Raw genomic sequence first — 15,517 nt, 5'->3', positions numbered from 1 at the left:
ATGCCGTCGCCGTTCGAGCGTCTGAAGGCGGAAAACGCGGTCGAGTGGCGCAGCTACTGCGAGCACCGGTTCGTGCGCCAGCTCGCCGACGGCACGCTGCCGGAGGCGTCGTTTCGGCATTACCTCAGCCAGGATTACCTGTTCCTCATCCAGTTCGCCCGGGCCTGGGGGCTTGCCGTCTACAAGAGCCGCGATCTGTCCGAAATCCGCCAGGGGCTGGAAAGCCTGAAGGCGATCGTTGACGTCGAGATCGGCCTGCATATCGGCTACTGCGCCGCATGGGGCATCCCCGAGACGGAACTGGCGGGGCTTGCCGAATCCCGGGCAACGCTCGCCTATACGCGCTATGTGCTGGATGCCGGCATGAGCGGCGACCTTCTCGACCTGCATGTGGCGCTGGCGCCGTGCATCATCGGCTACGGCGAGATTGCCGTGTGGATCGGCAGCCAGCCATCGACCCGTCTCGATGGCAATCCCTATGCGGACTGGATCGAGATGTATGCCGGCGACGGGTATCAGGCGCTGGTGCGTTCGGAGCTCGACTGGCTGAACGATCGCTTGTCGGAGGTTGACGACACACGGATGCAGCGCCTGTCGACGGTGTTCCGCGATGCCACCCGCCTGGAGGCGGATTTCTGGCAGATGGGTCTGGATCTCAGCTGAGCCGGCAGCGCCTTGATTAACGCGCCTGCGTCAGGAAGATCTTTGCGGCAAAGACCGAAAACACGCCGGCGAAGGTATAGTCGATGCCGCGCAGCACCTTCGGGTTTGCCTGCAGCCAGCCCGCAAGCCTGTCGGCTGCCAGGATCGCGCCGATGTTCACCGGCATGCAGATGACGATGAAGTAGAAGCCGAGGAAGATCAGCTTCTGGGTGACGCCCGGATCGCCGGCAGTGACGAACTGCGGCAGGAAGGTCATGAAGAAGATGATGACCTTCGGGTTGAGCAGATTGACCCAGAAGCCGGTCGAGATGTTTGCAAGCGCGCTGCTGGCGCCCTGGTCGACCCGCTCTACCGACAGGCTCGAACCGTAGCGGATCGCCTGGATCGCCAGCCACAGAAGATAGGCAGCGCCGCCGGTCTTCAGCATGAAGAAGGCCGTCGGCGAGGCGGTGATGAGTGCCGAAATCCCGAACGCCACCAGCAGCGTGTGGCAGACGACGCCGAGGCTGGTTCCGACGACGACGAACAGCGCCGGCTTCGGCCCCTGCGCCAGCGCGCGGCTGATCGACAGGGTCATGTCCGGCCCTGGCGTCAGCGCCAGAAGCATGCCGGCGGCGGTAAAGGCGATGAGGGTGGCGATGTTCGGCAGGAAGTCCATGGCGGCCTCGACAGCGTTGGCTGCATGAGGTTTAGCCGGACCCGCCCGTCTTGCCAATCCCGGCGCCACGGCAATCGGCTTGCGGCGGCGCCGGTCACTCCTTGCTACTGCTTCAGGTGATCGGCGAACACCTGCGCATAATCCTTGTGCCAGCGCGACAGCGGCGGACGGTTGTTGATGATGTCGCCGGCGGCCCAGGCGATCCGCTTCTCGTCGGTCACCCGGTCCACGTCGTTGTCCGGGCAGAGGATGTAGAAGTCGCCGCCTTCGAGGCGCTCCATCATGAAGTCGACGGTTTGTTCGGACGTCCAGGCGGCTGCCGGCTTTTCGGGACGGCCGTTGGCGGTCAGCCCGGTATAGACGAAGCCGGGGATCAGCAGATGGGCGGTGACATTGCAGCCCTCTGCGTTGCGCAACTCGTGCTGCAGCGCTTCGGTAAAGACCTTCACGCCGGCCTTTGCGACGTTGTAGGCGGGGTCGCCGGGTGGCGTGGTGATGCCCTGCTTGGATCCGGTATTGATGATCAGCGCCGGCTCGCCATGGCCGATCATGTTCGGCGCGAAGGTGCGGGTGCCGTTGACGACGCCCATCAGGTTGATCGCCAGCACGTTGTCCCAGTTGGCCTGCGGGCCGAAGAGACTGCTGCCGGGCTGGATGCCGGCATTGTTCATCAGCACGTGCACGCGGCCGAAGCGCTGGATGACGGCGCGCTCCAGAGCCTCCAGCTCGTCGATCCGCGCCACGTCGGTGCCGATCGCCACGACGTCGGTCTCGCCATCCTCGGCAAGTGCTGCCACGGTGCGGCAGGCTTCCGCCAGCCTGTCGCCTTCGAGGTCGACGAGCACGACGCACATGCCGAGCCGGGCGAACTGCTTGGCTGCCGCAAGCCCGATCCCGGATGCGGCTCCGGTGACGACGGCGACGTTGTCCTTCTTCAGAGCGGGATGATTGATGGCCATGGAAGTCTCCTCGACGACGCGTCGGTTCAAAGTTCTGGTGTGTTTGAAGGCTTGGCGGCATATGGTAACATCCCGCCTATCCGTCAACATGACGGTATCGCGAACGGGAGCCGACCTGATGGGCGAGATCACATCGATCACTGTGGATGAGGACCTGGCCTCCTTCGTCAGGCAGCAGGTGGACAAAGGTCTCTATGCGTCCGAAAGCGAGGTTGTCGAAGAGGCGCTGCGGCTGCTGAAGGAAAGCGACGAGGCATCCCTTAAAGAGCTTCGCGCCGCGATCGAGGAAGGCGAGGCATCAGGTGAGCCGCAGCCTTTCGACTTTGATGCCTTCATAGAAGAGAAGCGCCGTCGCAATGCCGCGCGATGAAGACATTGGTCATATCACCGCGTGCCAGTGCGGATATCAATGAGATCTACGACTATACCGAGGGTCGCTGGGGGCAGGATCAGGCAGAGGATTACACCTTTGGGATCCGCAGCGTTATGCAAGACGTCTGCCGCGGGATACGATCGGGCAAATCCATCAATGAGATCCGCGAAGGTGCCTGCTCTCTGTCTTACCGATCGCACTACCTGATTTATCGGGAGCGATCGCGCTCCGTCGTCTTGATCCGCATCCTTCACCGCCGAATGCAGGTAGCACGGCACCTCTGACGGGTGGGTCGGCGCCCTTGCGCCATGCAGCAAACTCGCTAAAAGTGCGGCATCCCCGCTATGACGGCTTGACCAGAAGCCGCCACCACTCGCAGACGGACATATACGATATGGCACTCCCCAAAGACGTGAAGAAAGTCGTTCTCGCCTATTCCGGCGGTCTCGACACCTCGATCATCCTGAAGTGGCTTCAGACCGAACTCGGCGCCGAAGTCGTCACCTTCACCGCCGATCTCGGCCAGGGTGAAGAGCTCGAGCCGGCCCGCAAGAAGGCCGAGATGCTTGGCATCAAGGAAATCTTCATCGAGGATGTCCGCGAGGAGTTCGTCCGCGACTTCGTCTTCCCGATGTTCCGCGCCAATGCCGTCTATGAAGGCGTCTACCTGCTCGGCACGTCGATCGCCCGGCCGCTGATCTCCAAGCACCTGATCGAGATCGCCCGCAAGACCGGCGCCGATGCGATTGCCCACGGTGCGACGGGCAAGGGCAACGACCAGGTTCGCTTCGAGCTGTCGGCCTATGCGCTGAACCCGGACATCAAGATCATCGCGCCGTGGCGCGACTGGGCCTTCAAGAGCCGTACCGATCTGTTGAAGTTCGCCGAGGAGAACCAGATCCCGGTGGCCAAGGACAAGAAGGGCGAAGCGCCGTTCTCGGTCGACGCCAACCTTCTCCACTCCTCCTCGGAAGGCAAGGTTCTGGAAGATCCCTCGGTCGAGGCGCCCGAATACGTCCACATGCGGACGATCTCTCCGGAAGCTGCGCCCGACAAGGCGACCACCATCACGGTCGGCTTCGAAAAGGGCGACGCCGTCTCGATCAACGGCGAGCGCCTGTCGCCGGCAACGCTCTTGGCCAAGCTCAACGATCTTGGCCGCGACAACGGCATCGGTCGCCTCGACCTCGTCGAAAACCGCTTCGTCGGCATGAAGTCGCGTGGCGTCTACGAGACCCCCGGCGGCACGATCCTTCTGTCGGCGCACCGCGCGATCGAATCGATCACGCTCGACCGTGGTGCAGCCCACCTCAAGGACGAGATCATGCCGCGCTACGCCGAGCTCATCTATTACGGCTTCTGGTTCTCGCCGGAGCGCGAAATGCTGCAGGCGCTGATCGACAAGAGCCAGGAACATGTCGAAGGCGAAGTGACGCTGAAGCTCTACAAGGGCAATGTCATGGTCATCGGCCGCTCGTCAGCAAAGTCGCTCTATTCGGACCAGCTCGTCACCTTCGAGGATGACCAGGGCGCCTACGACCAGAAGGATGCAGCCGGCTTCATCAAGCTGAACGCGCTTCGCCTGCGCACGCTCGCCAAGCGCAATCTCGGCAAGTAACCGCGCCTCTTAATCGGATGAGCCCGCTTTCCATCCGGACAGCGGGCTTTTTCATGTCTGCGGCCGCCGCGAGAGCTGCCTCAGCCAGATGAAACCGGCCACCGCGCTGAGCTCCATGACCGGAATGATGATGCCGAAGGCGTGCAGCGGGTCGCCGACGATCGCTGCTGCGGTTCCGCCGACAAAGCCCGCCGACATCTGCAGGAAGCCCGTCAGCGCCGAGGCCGAGCCGGCAATGTGCGGAAAGGGCGCCAGGCTGAGCGTGATGATGTAGGGGCTGAGGAAGGCAAGGCCGAAGGTGCAGATCGCCACGGGTCCCATGATCGACAGGAAGAACGGCTCCAGGAAGGCGACGGAGGCCGCCATCGCCACAGCCCCGATGCCGCAGAGCAGGATGCCGGTTCGCGCCGCCTGCAGGCCGCCGATCCGCCCGACCACGAGCTTCAGCGCCACCGAGCCCATCAGGTAGAAGCCGGACTGCATCAGCATGCCGATGCCGAATTCCATCGGCGTCAGCCCGACGCGGTTGATCAGCACGAAGGGCAGCATGGTGGCCTGGGCATAGAGCGCGCCGATCGTCCCGCTGAGCACCAGCGCCGTCGCCAGAAATTGAGGGTTGCGCGCCACCTCGACGTAATTGCCGATCAGCCGTGCCGGCTGCAGCCGCGATCTGTCCGGCAGCACCGTTTCGCGCAGGAAGCGCATGGTGGAGAAGGCGGCGATCAGCCCGAAGCCGATCATCAGCAGGAAAACGGCATGCCAGCTGAAGGCCGCCAGCATCAGGCCGCCGAGCGTCGGCCCCATGGCCGGGCCGATGGCGAGGAAGATGCCGATGGTGTTGAGGATGCGTGAGGCGTCCGGTCCGCTGAACAGGTCGCGGACGAGAGCGCGGCCGACCACCACGCCGACCGAGGCGCCGATACCCTGGATCAGTCGTGCCGCAAGAATGAACTCCACCGTTGGGGCGAAGGCCGCCAGCACCGAGCCGGCGAGATAGATGACCAGGAAGACCAGCGTCACCGGCTTGCGGCCGAGCGCATCGGACAGCGGCCCGGCGACCAACTGGGCAAGCGCAAAGCCGGCGAAGAACATCGACAGGCTGAGCTTGATCGCCGCCTCTGTGGTGCCGAAGGCCAGCACCAGCTGCGGCATGGCGGGCGTGTAGATCGCCATGGAGATCGGCCCAAGCGTCGTCAGCAGCGCGCCGAGCACGGTCGTCCGGCGCTCGCTCATGCGCGGTCTGCGGGGGTCATGCGCAACGGTCACGGAGAGACCGTCTTGTCGTTTGCCGGTGCAGCCTCGGCCTGCAGATTGCCGGTCATCGTCTCCAGCGAATGCCGGAGACACGCCACTTCTTCGGCGGACAGGCCGTCGACGGCCTGCGTCACGACCGCCGCAATCTCGGTCCGCAGTGCGGCGATCAGCGGCTCGGAAGCCGGCGTCACGGTAATCCGCTTGGCGCGTCGGTCGGTTGGGTCGGGCTGGCGGTCGATCAGGTCCATTGCTTGCAGCTTGTCGAGGTACGTGCAGACGGTCATCGGCTCGACGCCCATGCGTGCGGCGATCTCCATCTGCCGGCAATCCTTCAGCGTGTGGACGCTGAGCAGCGTGCGGGCCTCGCCGGGGGTGATGCCGAGCCCGGCGTCTGCAATGCGCCGCTCGAAGCCGTTGCGCAGCAGCCTGGCGCCGTCGGTCAGCAGGAAGCCGAGAATATGCATGTCTGGTTGGGTGCCCATACGTCCGTGCCGGTTGATAAGGCACCCTGACTATCTTTCACGCCGCAGACAATCAATAACCGGCGATGTCGCACGGACGCTCGTGAAAGTGAACGGCGCAGGCGCCGTGCGTGATCGCGCCTCAGCTGCGCATGAAGGCCAGCACGGAGGTGAAGGTCGAGGCGTTCTCGCCGTCGCCGAGCGCCGATGCCAGGTCACGCTGCTCGCGGAAATAGGACTGGAAGTCGAATTCGGTATCGTCGGTAACACCGGACAGGTCGAGGACCGTGCCGGCTGAATCGACCGCCTCCATCGGCAGTTCCTGGGCAAGCGCGATGTAGACGTCTTGCGGAATCTGGCCGGCGACATATTTCTGCAAGGCGACTTCGCGCAGCAGACGGGGCGAGACGGCGGAATAATCCAGTTCCGACGGCGCAATGCCTCCCACCTCGAATACGGGCTGCGTATCCGTGGGAACGGTAAACTGCGGATGTTCTGTTCTGGTGTTGCGAGCCTGCTCTCGATGAAGCAAGCTGCTCGACCAGTGCAAGGAAGTTATTTCCACGACACGATATCCATGATCATCGGATATGATGGTGGGTCTAGACAGCGGTCAGCAAGGGGTCAATTCTTAATAATGAGTTAATATTTCTTGTATTGCCTTGACTTAGCTTCCGCATCCGACGGCTCTTCTCTTGGATGCCGGCGACAAGCACCAGCAGCAGAGGACGAACTTCATGACCGATCACCCGCCCATCAATCCCGCCCTCGTGGAATGGACCGGGCAACACGGCCTGCCGCATTTCGACCGCGTCGGCGACGATGATTTCGCTGCAGCCTTCGATGCGGCACTTGCCCGTCACGACGAAGAGATCGCCGGCATCGCGGCACAGAGTGAAGCGCCGACCTTCGACAACACCATCGTCGCGCTGGAGGTGGCGGGCGACGACCTGTCCCGCGTCTCGGCGCTGTTCTGGAATCGTGCCGGCGCCCACACCAACGACGTCATCCAGGCACTGGAGCGCGACATCGCGCCGAAGATGTCGCGTCATTATTCGCGCATCGCCATGAACGAGGCGCTGTTTCGCCGCGTCGATGCGCTGTGGAACGGTCGCGAGGACCTCGACCTGACGGTCGAACAGGGGCGGGTGCTCGAGCGCCACTGGAAGGGCTTCGTGCGGTCCGGCGCCAAGCTGTCGCGGGATCAGCAGGAGCGGCTGGCGGCCATCAACGAGACGCTTGCTGGGCTCGGCGCCCGCTTCGGCCAGAACGTGCTCGGCGACGAGAAGGAATGGTCGCTGCCGATCGCTTCGGACGAGGATCTGGCCGGTCTTCCGGCCTTCCTGCGCGATGCGATGGCCGGTGCGGCGCGCGAGCGCGGAGCAACCGACGGATCCTATGCGGTCACCCTGTCGCGCTCGGTGATCGAGCCCTTCCTCAGCTTCTCCAGCCGCCGCGATCTGCGCGAGAAGGCGTTCGAGGCCTGGGTGAGGCGCGGCCAGAACGGCGGAGAACGCGACAACATCGCCGTCGTCCGCGAGATGCTGGCGCTGCGGGCGGAAAAGGCAAGCCTGCTCGGCTACGACAGCTTTGCCGCCTACAAGCTCGACGACACGATGGCCAAGACCCCGGACAACGTCAACGATCTGCTGATGAAGGTCTGGAACAAGGCGCGCGCCAAGGCGCTCGAAGAGGCGTCCGACCTCGAGGGGCTGATGGCCGAAGACGGCATCAACGGACCGATCCAGCCGTGGGACTGGCGCTATTACGCCGAAAAGCTGCGCGAGCGGATGTTCGATTTCTCCGAGGCCGAACTCAAGCCCTACCTGCAGCTCGAAAAGATCATCGAGGCCTGCTTCGACGTCGCCACCCGGCTGTTCGGCGTGACGATCACCGAGCTGAAGGGCGTTGCCGCCTATCATCCTGACGTGCGGGTGTTCGAGGTGCGCGACGAGGAGGGCAGCCTCAAGGCGCTGTTCCTCGGCGACTATTTTGCCCGGCCGTCGAAGCGCTCCGGCGCCTGGATGAGCTCGTTCCAGAGCCAGCACAAGCTGCCGCTGAAGAGCGGCGCAACCGGCGAACTGCCGATCGTCTACAACGTCTGCAACTTCGCCAAGCCGGCACCGGGCAAGCCGGCGCTATTGTCCATCGACGATGCCCGCACGCTGTTCCATGAGTTCGGCCACGGCCTGCACGGCATGCTGTCGGATGTCACCTATCCGTCCGTCGCCGGCACCGGCGTATCGCGCGATTTCGTCGAGCTTCCCTCGCAGCTCTACGAGCACTGGCTGACGGTGCCGGAAATCCTCACCCGCTACGCCGTCCACTACGAGACCGGCGAGCCGATGCCGAAGGCGCTGCTCGACAAGGTGCTGGCGGCGCGGACCTTCAATGCCGGCTTCAACACCGTCGAGTTTACTTCGTCGGCGCTCGTCGACATGGCGTTCCACACGCAGGGGCCGGTGGAGGATCCGATGGCGGTGCAGGCCAAGGTTCTGGAATCGATCGGCATGCCGTCCTCCATCGTCATGCGCCACGCGACGCCGCATTTCACCCACGTGTTCTCCGGCGACGGCTACTCGGCCGGCTACTATTCCTACATGTGGTCGGAAGTTCTGGATGCGGATGCCTTCGCCGCGTTCGAGGAGGCCGGCAACCCCTTCGATCCGGTCATGGCGCGCAAGCTGAAGAACAACATCTATGCGGTGGGCGGCTCCATCGATCCGGAGGCGACCTACACCGCCTTCCGCGGCAAGCTTCCGGATCCGCAGGCGATGCTGAAGAAGAAGGGCCTGTCGATGGTCGGTGAACTTTCCGGTAGCGACGCCTGATATTTGTCAAAAACATCCGGTCGCCGTTCATGACGCAATGGACGGCGACCGGTAAATTGCCGTAAGCGCCTGTCGAGGCACCTCAATCCGACGATCGGGGCGGCGGTCGGTGGCATAGATGAACCTGCGCCGGGAGCGTGTCTGCCGGCGTCATCGGGCGGTCGTCGCACCGAACCCCTTTCGCATTTGCGAAAAACAGGGTATGAGCCCGCCAACGTAATTTGGCGCGGTCTGTTGGATCATATGCGTCACAGCCCAGAGAACCAATATGAAAATTCGCAATATCGCGATCATTGCGCACGTTGACCATGGGAAAACGACCCTTGTCGACGAACTCCTGAAGCAGTCCGGCTCGTTCCGCGAAAACCAGCGCGTTGCAGAACGCGTGATGGATTCGAACGACCTCGAAAAGGAACGCGGCATCACCATTCTCGCCAAGGCGACTTCGGTTGAATGGAAGGGCGTCCGCGTCAACATCGTCGACACCCCCGGCCACGCCGACTTCGGCGGCGAAGTCGAGCGCATCCTGTCGATGGTGGATGGCGCAATCGTTCTGGTCGACTCGTCGGAAGGCCCGATGCCGCAGACCAAGTTCGTCGTCGGCAAGGCGCTGAAGGTCGGCCTTCGCCCGATCGTCGCGATCAACAAGATCGACCGCCCGGACGGTCGCCATGAAGAAGTCATCAACGAAGTCTTCGACCTGTTCGCAAGCCTCGATGCGACCGACGAGCAGCTCGACTTCCCGATCCTCTACGGTTCGGGTCGCGACGGCTGGATGAACGTCAACCCGGAAGGTCCGAAGGATCAGGGTCTGGCACCGCTGCTCGACCTGGTTCTGCAGCACGTTCCGGAGCCGAGCGTCGGCGACGAAGACGGCGCCTTCCGCATGATCGGCACGCTTCTCGAAGCCAACCCCTTCCTCGGTCGCGTCATCACCGGCCGCATCCATTCCGGCTCGATCAAGCCGAACCAGGCTGTCAAGGTCCTCGGCCAGGACGGCAAGCAGATCGAAACCGGCCGTATCTCGAAGATCCTCGCGTTCCGCGGCATCGAGCGCACGGCGATCGATGAAGCCCATGCCGGCGACATCGTTGCGATTGCCGGTCTCTCGAAGGGCACCGTTGCCGACACGTTCTGCGATCCGTCCGTGACCGAAGCGCTGGAAGCCCAGCCGATCGACCCGCCGACGGTCACCATGTCCTTCCTCGTGAACGACTCACCCCTTGCCGGCACTGAAGGCGACAAGGTAACGAGCCGCGTCATCCGCGACCGCCTGTTCAAGGAAGCCGAAGGCAACGTCGCACTGAAGATCGAAGAAGCCGAAGGCAAGGATTCGTTCTTCGTGTCCGGCCGCGGCGAATTGCAGCTGGCCGTCCTGATCGAGACCATGCGCCGCGAAGGCTTCGAACTTGCCGTGTCGCGTCCGCGCGTCGTGATGCACAAGGATGAGAACGGCGTTCTCATGGAGCCGATCGAAGAAGTCGTGATCGACGTCGACGAGGAGCACTCCGGCGTCGTCGTGCAGAAGATGTCCGAGCGCAAGGCCGAGATGACCGAATTGCGTCCCTCCGGCGGCAACCGCGTGCGTCTGGTGTTCTTCGCGCCGACCCGCGGCCTGATCGGCTATCAGTCCGAACTTCTGACCGACACCCGCGGCACGGCGATCATGAACCGCCTGTTCCACGACTACCAGCCGTTCAAGGGCGAGATCGGCGGCCGTTCGAACGGCGTGCTCCTGTCCAACCAGTCCGGTGAAGCCGTGGCCTATGCCATGTTCAACCTGGAAGATCGCGGCCCGATGATCATCGAGCCCGGCGAGAAGGTCTATATGGGCATGATCGTCGGCATCCACACGCGTGACAACGACCTGGAAGTCAATGTTCTGAAGGGCAAGCAGCTGACCAACATCCGCTCGGCCGGCAAGGACGAAGCCGTCCGCCTGACGCCGCCGATCCGCATGACGCTGGACCGCGCGCTGTCTTGGATCCAGGACGACGAGCTGATGGAAGTCACGCCGAAATCCATCCGCCTGCGCAAGATGTACCTCGATCCGAACGATCGCAAGCGCTTCGGCAAGGCCCGCGTCGCCTAAGGCGCCGGCACCAGTCTTCGAAAAGCCCCGGTAAAAGCCGGGGCTTTTTTTATGTGCGCCGGCTGCCCGAAGGCTTGTTCAAGAGATTAAAAGAGCGTTAAATTCTGACTGGTCGCCCGCGCAATATGTCTGTGGGCAAGGCTCTCCAACGCCATTCCGGAATGGCGGATCGGCTGCGGCGAGGTCAGAAGTAACGTCATGAAGACACTATCGATCGACGTCAGACGCGCCGAACTGCGGGATGCACGGGAAGTGTCGGAGGTCCACCGGCTCGCCTGGACGCAGACCTATGCCGGCATCATTCCGCACCGGCCGCTGACCGAGATGCTGGAGCGCCGCGGCGAAAGCTGGTGGCGGCGTGCGGCAGAGGGGCCCGCCACGCTGCTGGTCCTCGACGTTGCGGGTACCATCGCCGGCTATGCGACGATCGGCCTCAACCGGGCGCGTGCGCTGCCGCAGGACGGCGAAATCTACGAGCTTTATCTGCGGCCAGAGTTCCAGGGGATCGGCATGGGCCGCCGGCTGTTCGGCGAGGCGCGCCGGCTGCTGCGCTCACTCGGCTGCAACGGCCTTGTCGTCTGGTGCCTTGAAGACAGCGACAGCGCCGTGCGGTTCTTTCGTCGGCATGGCGGGCTCGATCTGGCGGAAGGCATGGAGGATTTCGCCGACGTGCGGCTGCGCAAGATCGGCTTCGTCTGGCCCTAGCCGTCTTCTCCGACATCTGCAGACATGCTGAAAAAGCGCCTGTATCCGCGCCCCCACCGGCACGGGTCCTGTTGCAATGCAGGGGTTTTGACAGTATCGAGGCGTACCCAATTCAACGCTCTCGGGGAGAAACATGCGTATCGATGCAATCAAGATCGGCAAGAATCCGCCGGAAGACGTGAACGTCATCGTCGAAGTTCCGGTCGGTGGTCACCCGATCAAGTACGAGATGGACAAGGATGCCGGCGCACTGGTCGTCGATCGCTTCCTCTACACGCCGATGACCTATCCGGGCAATTACGGCTTCGTCCCGCACACCCTGTCGGAAGATGGCGATCCGGTCGACGTTCTGATCTGCAACACCCGCCCGCTGGTTCCCGGCTGCGTCATCAACGTGCGTCCGATCGGCGTGATGATCATGGAAGACGACGGCGGCAAGGATGAAAAGATCCTGGCGGTTCCGTCGCCGAAGCTTACCCAGCGTTACGACAAGATCAACAACTACACCGATCTGCCGGAAATCACGCTGAAGCAGATCGAGCACTTCTTCGAGCACTATAAGGATCTGGAGCCCGGCAAGTGGGTGAAGATCGGCGGCTGGCAGGGCGTCGACGTTGCCAAGCGCCTGATCGTCGAGGCGATCGACCGCTACAACGCCCAGAAGTGATCAGCGCTTCAAAAGCGCATCCAGCCTGACCATCAAATCCTCCGGGTCGCCGTCGATCCGGAGGATTTTTTTGCGCGCCGTTTCGCCGGAAACAAAGCTGATCGAGGATTTCGGCAGCCGCGCCCATTTGGCGATGAGGGCGATCAGCGCCTTGTTCGCCTTGCCGGCCTCTGGCACCGCCGTGACGCGCGCCTTCAGGAAGACCTCGCCGTTGGCGGAGGTCTCCATCCCTTCGATCATGTCTCTGGAAGCGTTCGGCGTCAGCCGGACCGAGAGCCGCAGATGGTCGCGATGCGCGGTGAACGCGCTCGTCACATGACGGCCGGCACGATCGTCGTCCACATCAGCGAGCGGATGAAGAAGATGATCAGCAGCAGGATGACCGGCGAGATGTCGATGCCGCCGAGGTCGGGCAGGATCCGGCGGATCGGCCGCAGCGCCGGCTCGGTGAGGTTGAAGAGCATCCGCCCGATCGAGTTGACGAACTGGTTGCTCGAATTGATGACGTTGAATGCATAGAGCCAGGAGAAGATGGCGCTGATGATGAGAACCCAGGTATACAGGTTCAAGGCCAGGTCGATGGTCTGAAACAGCGCGAGCATCCAAGTCTCCATTTCTCGGTTGACAGACATGTAGACATTGGCGACTTAGGCGGCAAGTGCCGAGGCCAGCCTCATGGCGATTCATGTTAACGGGCGTTCCAGGCGCTGGAAACGACCGGTGGAAAGCGTTCCCGATGTCGATGACAGCTTCTGACGATCGCTTTGCCGCCTTCCGGCACAGTTCCTATACGCGTTTCTTCTTCTGCCGGTTTCTCGCCGCCTTCGCCATCCAGATCGTCAGCGTCTCGGTCGGCTGGCAGATGTATGACGTCACCGGCAACGCCCTTTATCTCGGGCTGATCGGCCTCTTCCAGTTCCTCCCGTCGCTCGTCCTGATGCTGGTTACCGGCACGGTGGCCGACCGCTACAATCGCCGGGCGATCGTCGCCGGCTGCCTGATGCTCGGCAGCCTGTGCGCCGCCGCCCTGCTGTTCCTCACGGTCACCGGACAGTTTTCGCCCTGGCCGGTGTTCGGCATCCTGATCGTCTTCGGCATCGAGCGCGCCTTCATGGGGCCAGCCGTCCAGTCGCTGGCGCCGAACCTGGTGCCGGAGCATGCGCTGCCCAACGCTGTGGCGTGGAATTCGTCCTCGTGGCAGACGGCCTCGATCGTCGGTCCAGTTGCCGGCGGCCTGCTCTACGGCGTCAGCGCCACCGCCGCCTACTCAGTCGCGCTTGCCTTCATGCTGGCCGCAGCGGTGCTGATCATCAGCATTCCGAAGCCGCCGCAGCGGACCTCCTCGAAGGCCGTCAACCTTTCGACCATCCTTGCCGGCTTCCGGTTCATCTGGAGCGAGAAGGTGGTGCTGGGGGCGATCTCGCTCGATCTGTTCGCCGTGCTGCTCGGGGGCGCCGTGGCGCTGATGCCGATCTTTGCCCGCGACGTGCTTGATCTTGGCCCCTGGGGGCTCGGGCTTCTGCGTGCCGCGCCCGGCATCGGGGCAATCGTCGTCGCGGTGCTGCTCGCCGCCTATCCGATCCGCCACCATGCGGGCGTCGCGATGTTCATCGGCGTCGCGCTGTTCGGCGTCGGTACCGTGGTCTTTGGCCTGTCCACGGCGCCCTGGCTGTCGATCGGCGCGCTGATGCTGATGGGCGCCTCGGACATGATCTCCGTCTACGTGCGCGAGAGCCTGATCATGCTGTGGACGCCGGACGAGGTTCGCGGCCGGGTGAATGCCGTGAACATGGTGTTCGTCGGCGCCTCCAACGAACTCGGCGAGTTTCGCGCCGGCACGATGGCGCATCTCATCGGCGCGGTTCCGGCAGTGGTCATCGGCGGCTTCGGCACGCTGGCGGTGGCGGTCGTCTGGGCGATGAGCTTCCCGAAGCTGCGCCGGATCGACAGCCTCGACGCGCCGTCCAACCCTTGACGATCAGAGCGCGGCTTCAAGCGTGGCCGCGGCGAGCGGCGGTCGGCGCGCCTCGCGGTCGAAGACGAGATCGAGGAAATCCGATAGCCAGGCTTTCAGCGGCTGATCGAAGATCATCCGGCCCTCCAGGTGCTCGCGGCCCTTCTGGGCATTCGGCATGATGAAGCGGTGCGCGCCGTGCACGACCCAGCGCTGCATCATGGCGCGGGTCAGCTCGGCGTGGAACTGCACGCCCCAGGCATTGTCGCCGTAGCGGATTGCCTGGTTGGGATAGGCCTCCCCCTGCGCCAGCAGGTGCGCGCCGCGCGGCACGTCGAAACCCTCGCTGTGGAAGTGGTAGACCATCTTCGGCCAGCGCATCAGCAGCCTGCCATGCTCGGTGGCGTTCAGCGGATACCAGCCGATCTCGGTCAGACCCTGCCGGTGCGGTGCAACCGATCCGCCAAGGTTGCGGACCATCATCTGGGCGCCGAGGCAGATGCCGAGATAGGGCTTGTTCTCCTTCAGCGGCACGGAGATCCAGTCGATCTCCGCCTTGACGTAGTCGTCGGGATCGTTGGCGCTCATCGGACCGCCGAAGATCACCGCGCCTGTATGTCCGGCAAGCGTCTTCGGTAGCGGATCGCCGAGAACCGGCCGCCGGATGTCGAGGGGAAAACCCTTGTCGATCAGCATCTGCCCCACCCGGCCGGGCGAGGAGCGCTCCTGGTGGAGCACGACAAGGATGGGAGCTTTCTTCGAAGCGCGTGGAGGCATGATCGGCATTCGTCTTTCCTCAGTCTCCTCCCGCATCGCCTCCCACGGTTCGCGCGGCCACCTTCTGCCGCTCCAGCACGCGGTCCCGCGACGAGACACCCAGAAGATCGGCGATTCTCCAGATCACGTGATCTTCCATCTCGCTGCGTTCGCCATCGGCATAGACGAGATCCCAGAGGGCTCCCACCAGGGCGACGCATTCATCGGGGCCGAGATGCCGCTTAAGATCGGAGGTAAAGCGGTAATAGTCAACCGCCTCGGAGCCCGCCTCGCGGCCGACGTCCATCAGTGTCTGCAGATGGCCCTTGTCGAGCTGGTAGCGCTCGCGCAGCAGGCTCTCCAGCCGCTGCTTCTCCTGCTCGGAGATCCGCCCGTCGGCTTCCATGACCTGGAAACAGAGGGCTGCGAAGGCGACGCGCGGATCGTCCGGGGCAAATTCATTCTGGGGACGGTCGCCCGTGAGGTCCTGGAAGAAGTCGAGTATGCGGTCAAACATCAAGCGGGC

General features: G+C 63.5%; 18 protein-coding genes. 9 read left to right on the top strand and 9 right to left on the bottom strand.

The window, feature by feature from the left end:
* On the top strand, positions 1-663 hold the full coding sequence (tenA, locus tag ACR65N_RS18910; protein WP_440458258.1) for a thiaminase II: 663 nt from the start codon (positions 1-3) through the stop codon (positions 661-663).
* A gap of 16 nt (positions 664-679) precedes the next feature.
* On the opposite strand, the gene ACR65N_RS18905 is transcribed toward tenA, so the two are convergent.
* Together ACR65N_RS18905 and ACR65N_RS18900 are read right to left on the bottom strand one after the other, a co-directional pair.
* On the bottom strand, positions 680-1,321 hold the full coding sequence (locus tag ACR65N_RS18905; RefSeq protein WP_430307594.1) for a LysE family translocator: 642 nt from the start codon (positions 1,319-1,321) through the stop codon (positions 680-682).
* 104 nt (positions 1,322-1,425) lie between these two features.
* Positions 1,426-2,280 (bottom strand): SDR family NAD(P)-dependent oxidoreductase, encoded by an 855-nt coding sequence (locus ACR65N_RS18900; protein WP_440458257.1) that lies wholly within the window; start codon positions 2,278-2,280, stop codon positions 1,426-1,428.
* Between ACR65N_RS18900 and ACR65N_RS18895 the strand changes: the two genes are divergently transcribed.
* The 3 genes from ACR65N_RS18895 (at position 2,273) to ACR65N_RS18885 (ending at position 4,271) form a co-directional block, all read left to right on the top strand.
* Positions 2,273-2,650 (top strand): type II toxin-antitoxin system ParD family antitoxin, encoded by a 378-nt coding sequence (locus tag ACR65N_RS18895; RefSeq protein WP_440458256.1) that lies wholly within the window; start codon positions 2,273-2,275, stop codon positions 2,648-2,650. The two genes, ACR65N_RS18900 and ACR65N_RS18895, sit on opposite strands and share 8 nt — an antisense overlap.
* Positions 2,647-2,937 carry a type II toxin-antitoxin system RelE/ParE family toxin gene (locus ACR65N_RS18890; RefSeq protein WP_440458255.1) on the top strand — a complete coding sequence of 97 codons (291 nt, stop codon included), beginning with the start codon at positions 2,647-2,649 and terminating at the stop codon, positions 2,935-2,937. The genes ACR65N_RS18895 and ACR65N_RS18890 overlap by 4 nt, the downstream gene beginning before the upstream one ends.
* Positions 2,938-3,047: 110 nt before the next feature.
* Entirely contained in the window at positions 3,048-4,271 is a 1,224-nt protein-coding gene (locus tag ACR65N_RS18885) for an argininosuccinate synthase (protein WP_430307590.1), read from the top strand.
* 51 nt (positions 4,272-4,322) lie between these two features.
* Here ACR65N_RS18885 and ACR65N_RS18880 read toward each other — a convergent pair whose 3' ends face one another.
* The 3 genes from ACR65N_RS18880 to ACR65N_RS18870 all read right to left on the bottom strand — a co-directional run bounded on the left by ACR65N_RS18880 (position 4,323) and on the right by ACR65N_RS18870 (position 6,518).
* Positions 4,323-5,504 carry a multidrug effflux MFS transporter gene (locus ACR65N_RS18880; protein ID WP_440458254.1) on the bottom strand — a complete coding sequence of 394 codons (1,182 nt, stop codon included), beginning with the start codon at positions 5,502-5,504 and terminating at the stop codon, positions 4,323-4,325.
* Positions 5,505-5,533: 29 nt separating this feature from the next.
* Complete coding sequence (locus ACR65N_RS18875; protein ID WP_430307588.1) at positions 5,534-6,007, bottom strand: MarR family winged helix-turn-helix transcriptional regulator; 474 nt, start codon at positions 6,005-6,007, stop codon at positions 5,534-5,536.
* Between the two features lie 121 nt (positions 6,008-6,128).
* Positions 6,129-6,518, bottom strand: coding sequence for a hypothetical protein (locus ACR65N_RS18870; protein ID WP_440458253.1), 390 nt, complete (start codon positions 6,516-6,518; stop codon positions 6,129-6,131).
* A gap of 205 nt (positions 6,519-6,723) precedes the next feature.
* Between ACR65N_RS18870 and ACR65N_RS18865 the strand changes: the two genes are divergently transcribed.
* The 4 genes from ACR65N_RS18865 (at position 6,724) to ppa (ending at position 12,281) form a co-directional block, all read left to right on the top strand.
* A complete protein-coding gene (locus ACR65N_RS18865) occupies positions 6,724-8,817 on the top strand; it encodes a M3 family metallopeptidase (RefSeq protein ID WP_440458251.1) in 2,094 nt (697 codons plus the stop codon).
* A gap of 268 nt (positions 8,818-9,085) precedes the next feature.
* Positions 9,086-10,909, top strand: a complete 1,824-nt coding sequence (gene typA, locus ACR65N_RS18860; protein ID WP_440458250.1) for a translational GTPase TypA — start codon at positions 9,086-9,088, stop codon at positions 10,907-10,909.
* A gap of 198 nt (positions 10,910-11,107) precedes the next feature.
* Complete coding sequence (locus ACR65N_RS18855; RefSeq protein WP_430307584.1) at positions 11,108-11,614, top strand: GNAT family N-acetyltransferase; 507 nt, start codon at positions 11,108-11,110, stop codon at positions 11,612-11,614.
* 133 nt (positions 11,615-11,747) lie between these two features.
* Positions 11,748-12,281, top strand: a complete 534-nt coding sequence (gene ppa, locus ACR65N_RS18850; RefSeq protein ID WP_430307583.1) for an inorganic diphosphatase — start codon at positions 11,748-11,750, stop codon at positions 12,279-12,281.
* On the opposite strand, the gene ACR65N_RS18845 is transcribed toward ppa, so the two are convergent.
* Complete coding sequence (locus ACR65N_RS18845; RefSeq protein WP_440458249.1) at positions 12,282-12,596, bottom strand: DUF167 domain-containing protein; 315 nt, start codon at positions 12,594-12,596, stop codon at positions 12,282-12,284. It abuts the gene before it with no gap.
* Entirely contained in the window at positions 12,593-12,913 is a 321-nt protein-coding gene (locus tag ACR65N_RS18840; protein WP_430307581.1) for a YggT family protein, read from the bottom strand. Before ACR65N_RS18840 ends, ACR65N_RS18845 begins: the two co-directional genes overlap by 4 nt.
* 104 nt (positions 12,914-13,017) lie before the next feature.
* Between ACR65N_RS18840 and ACR65N_RS18835 the strand changes: the two genes are divergently transcribed.
* The gene (locus tag ACR65N_RS18835) at positions 13,018-14,256 is read left to right on the top strand and encodes an MFS transporter (protein WP_440458248.1); all 1,239 of its coding nucleotides are present in this window, start codon (positions 13,018-13,020) and stop codon (positions 14,254-14,256) included.
* A 3-nt stretch (positions 14,257-14,259) separates the two neighbouring features.
* On the opposite strand, the gene ACR65N_RS18830 is transcribed toward ACR65N_RS18835, so the two are convergent.
* On the bottom strand, positions 14,260-15,021 hold the full coding sequence (locus ACR65N_RS18830; RefSeq protein ID WP_440458247.1) for a glutamine amidotransferase: 762 nt from the start codon (positions 15,019-15,021) through the stop codon (positions 14,260-14,262).
* Between the two features lie 10 nt (positions 15,022-15,031).
* Entirely contained in the window at positions 15,032-15,508 is a 477-nt protein-coding gene (locus tag ACR65N_RS18825) for a tellurite resistance TerB family protein (RefSeq protein ID WP_430307578.1), read from the bottom strand.
* Positions 15,509-15,517: the final 9 nt, after the last annotated feature.

This window comes from Rhizobium sp. SAFR-030 (assembly GCF_059415005.1).
This window is presented reverse-complemented; position numbering and strand designations above follow the sequence as displayed.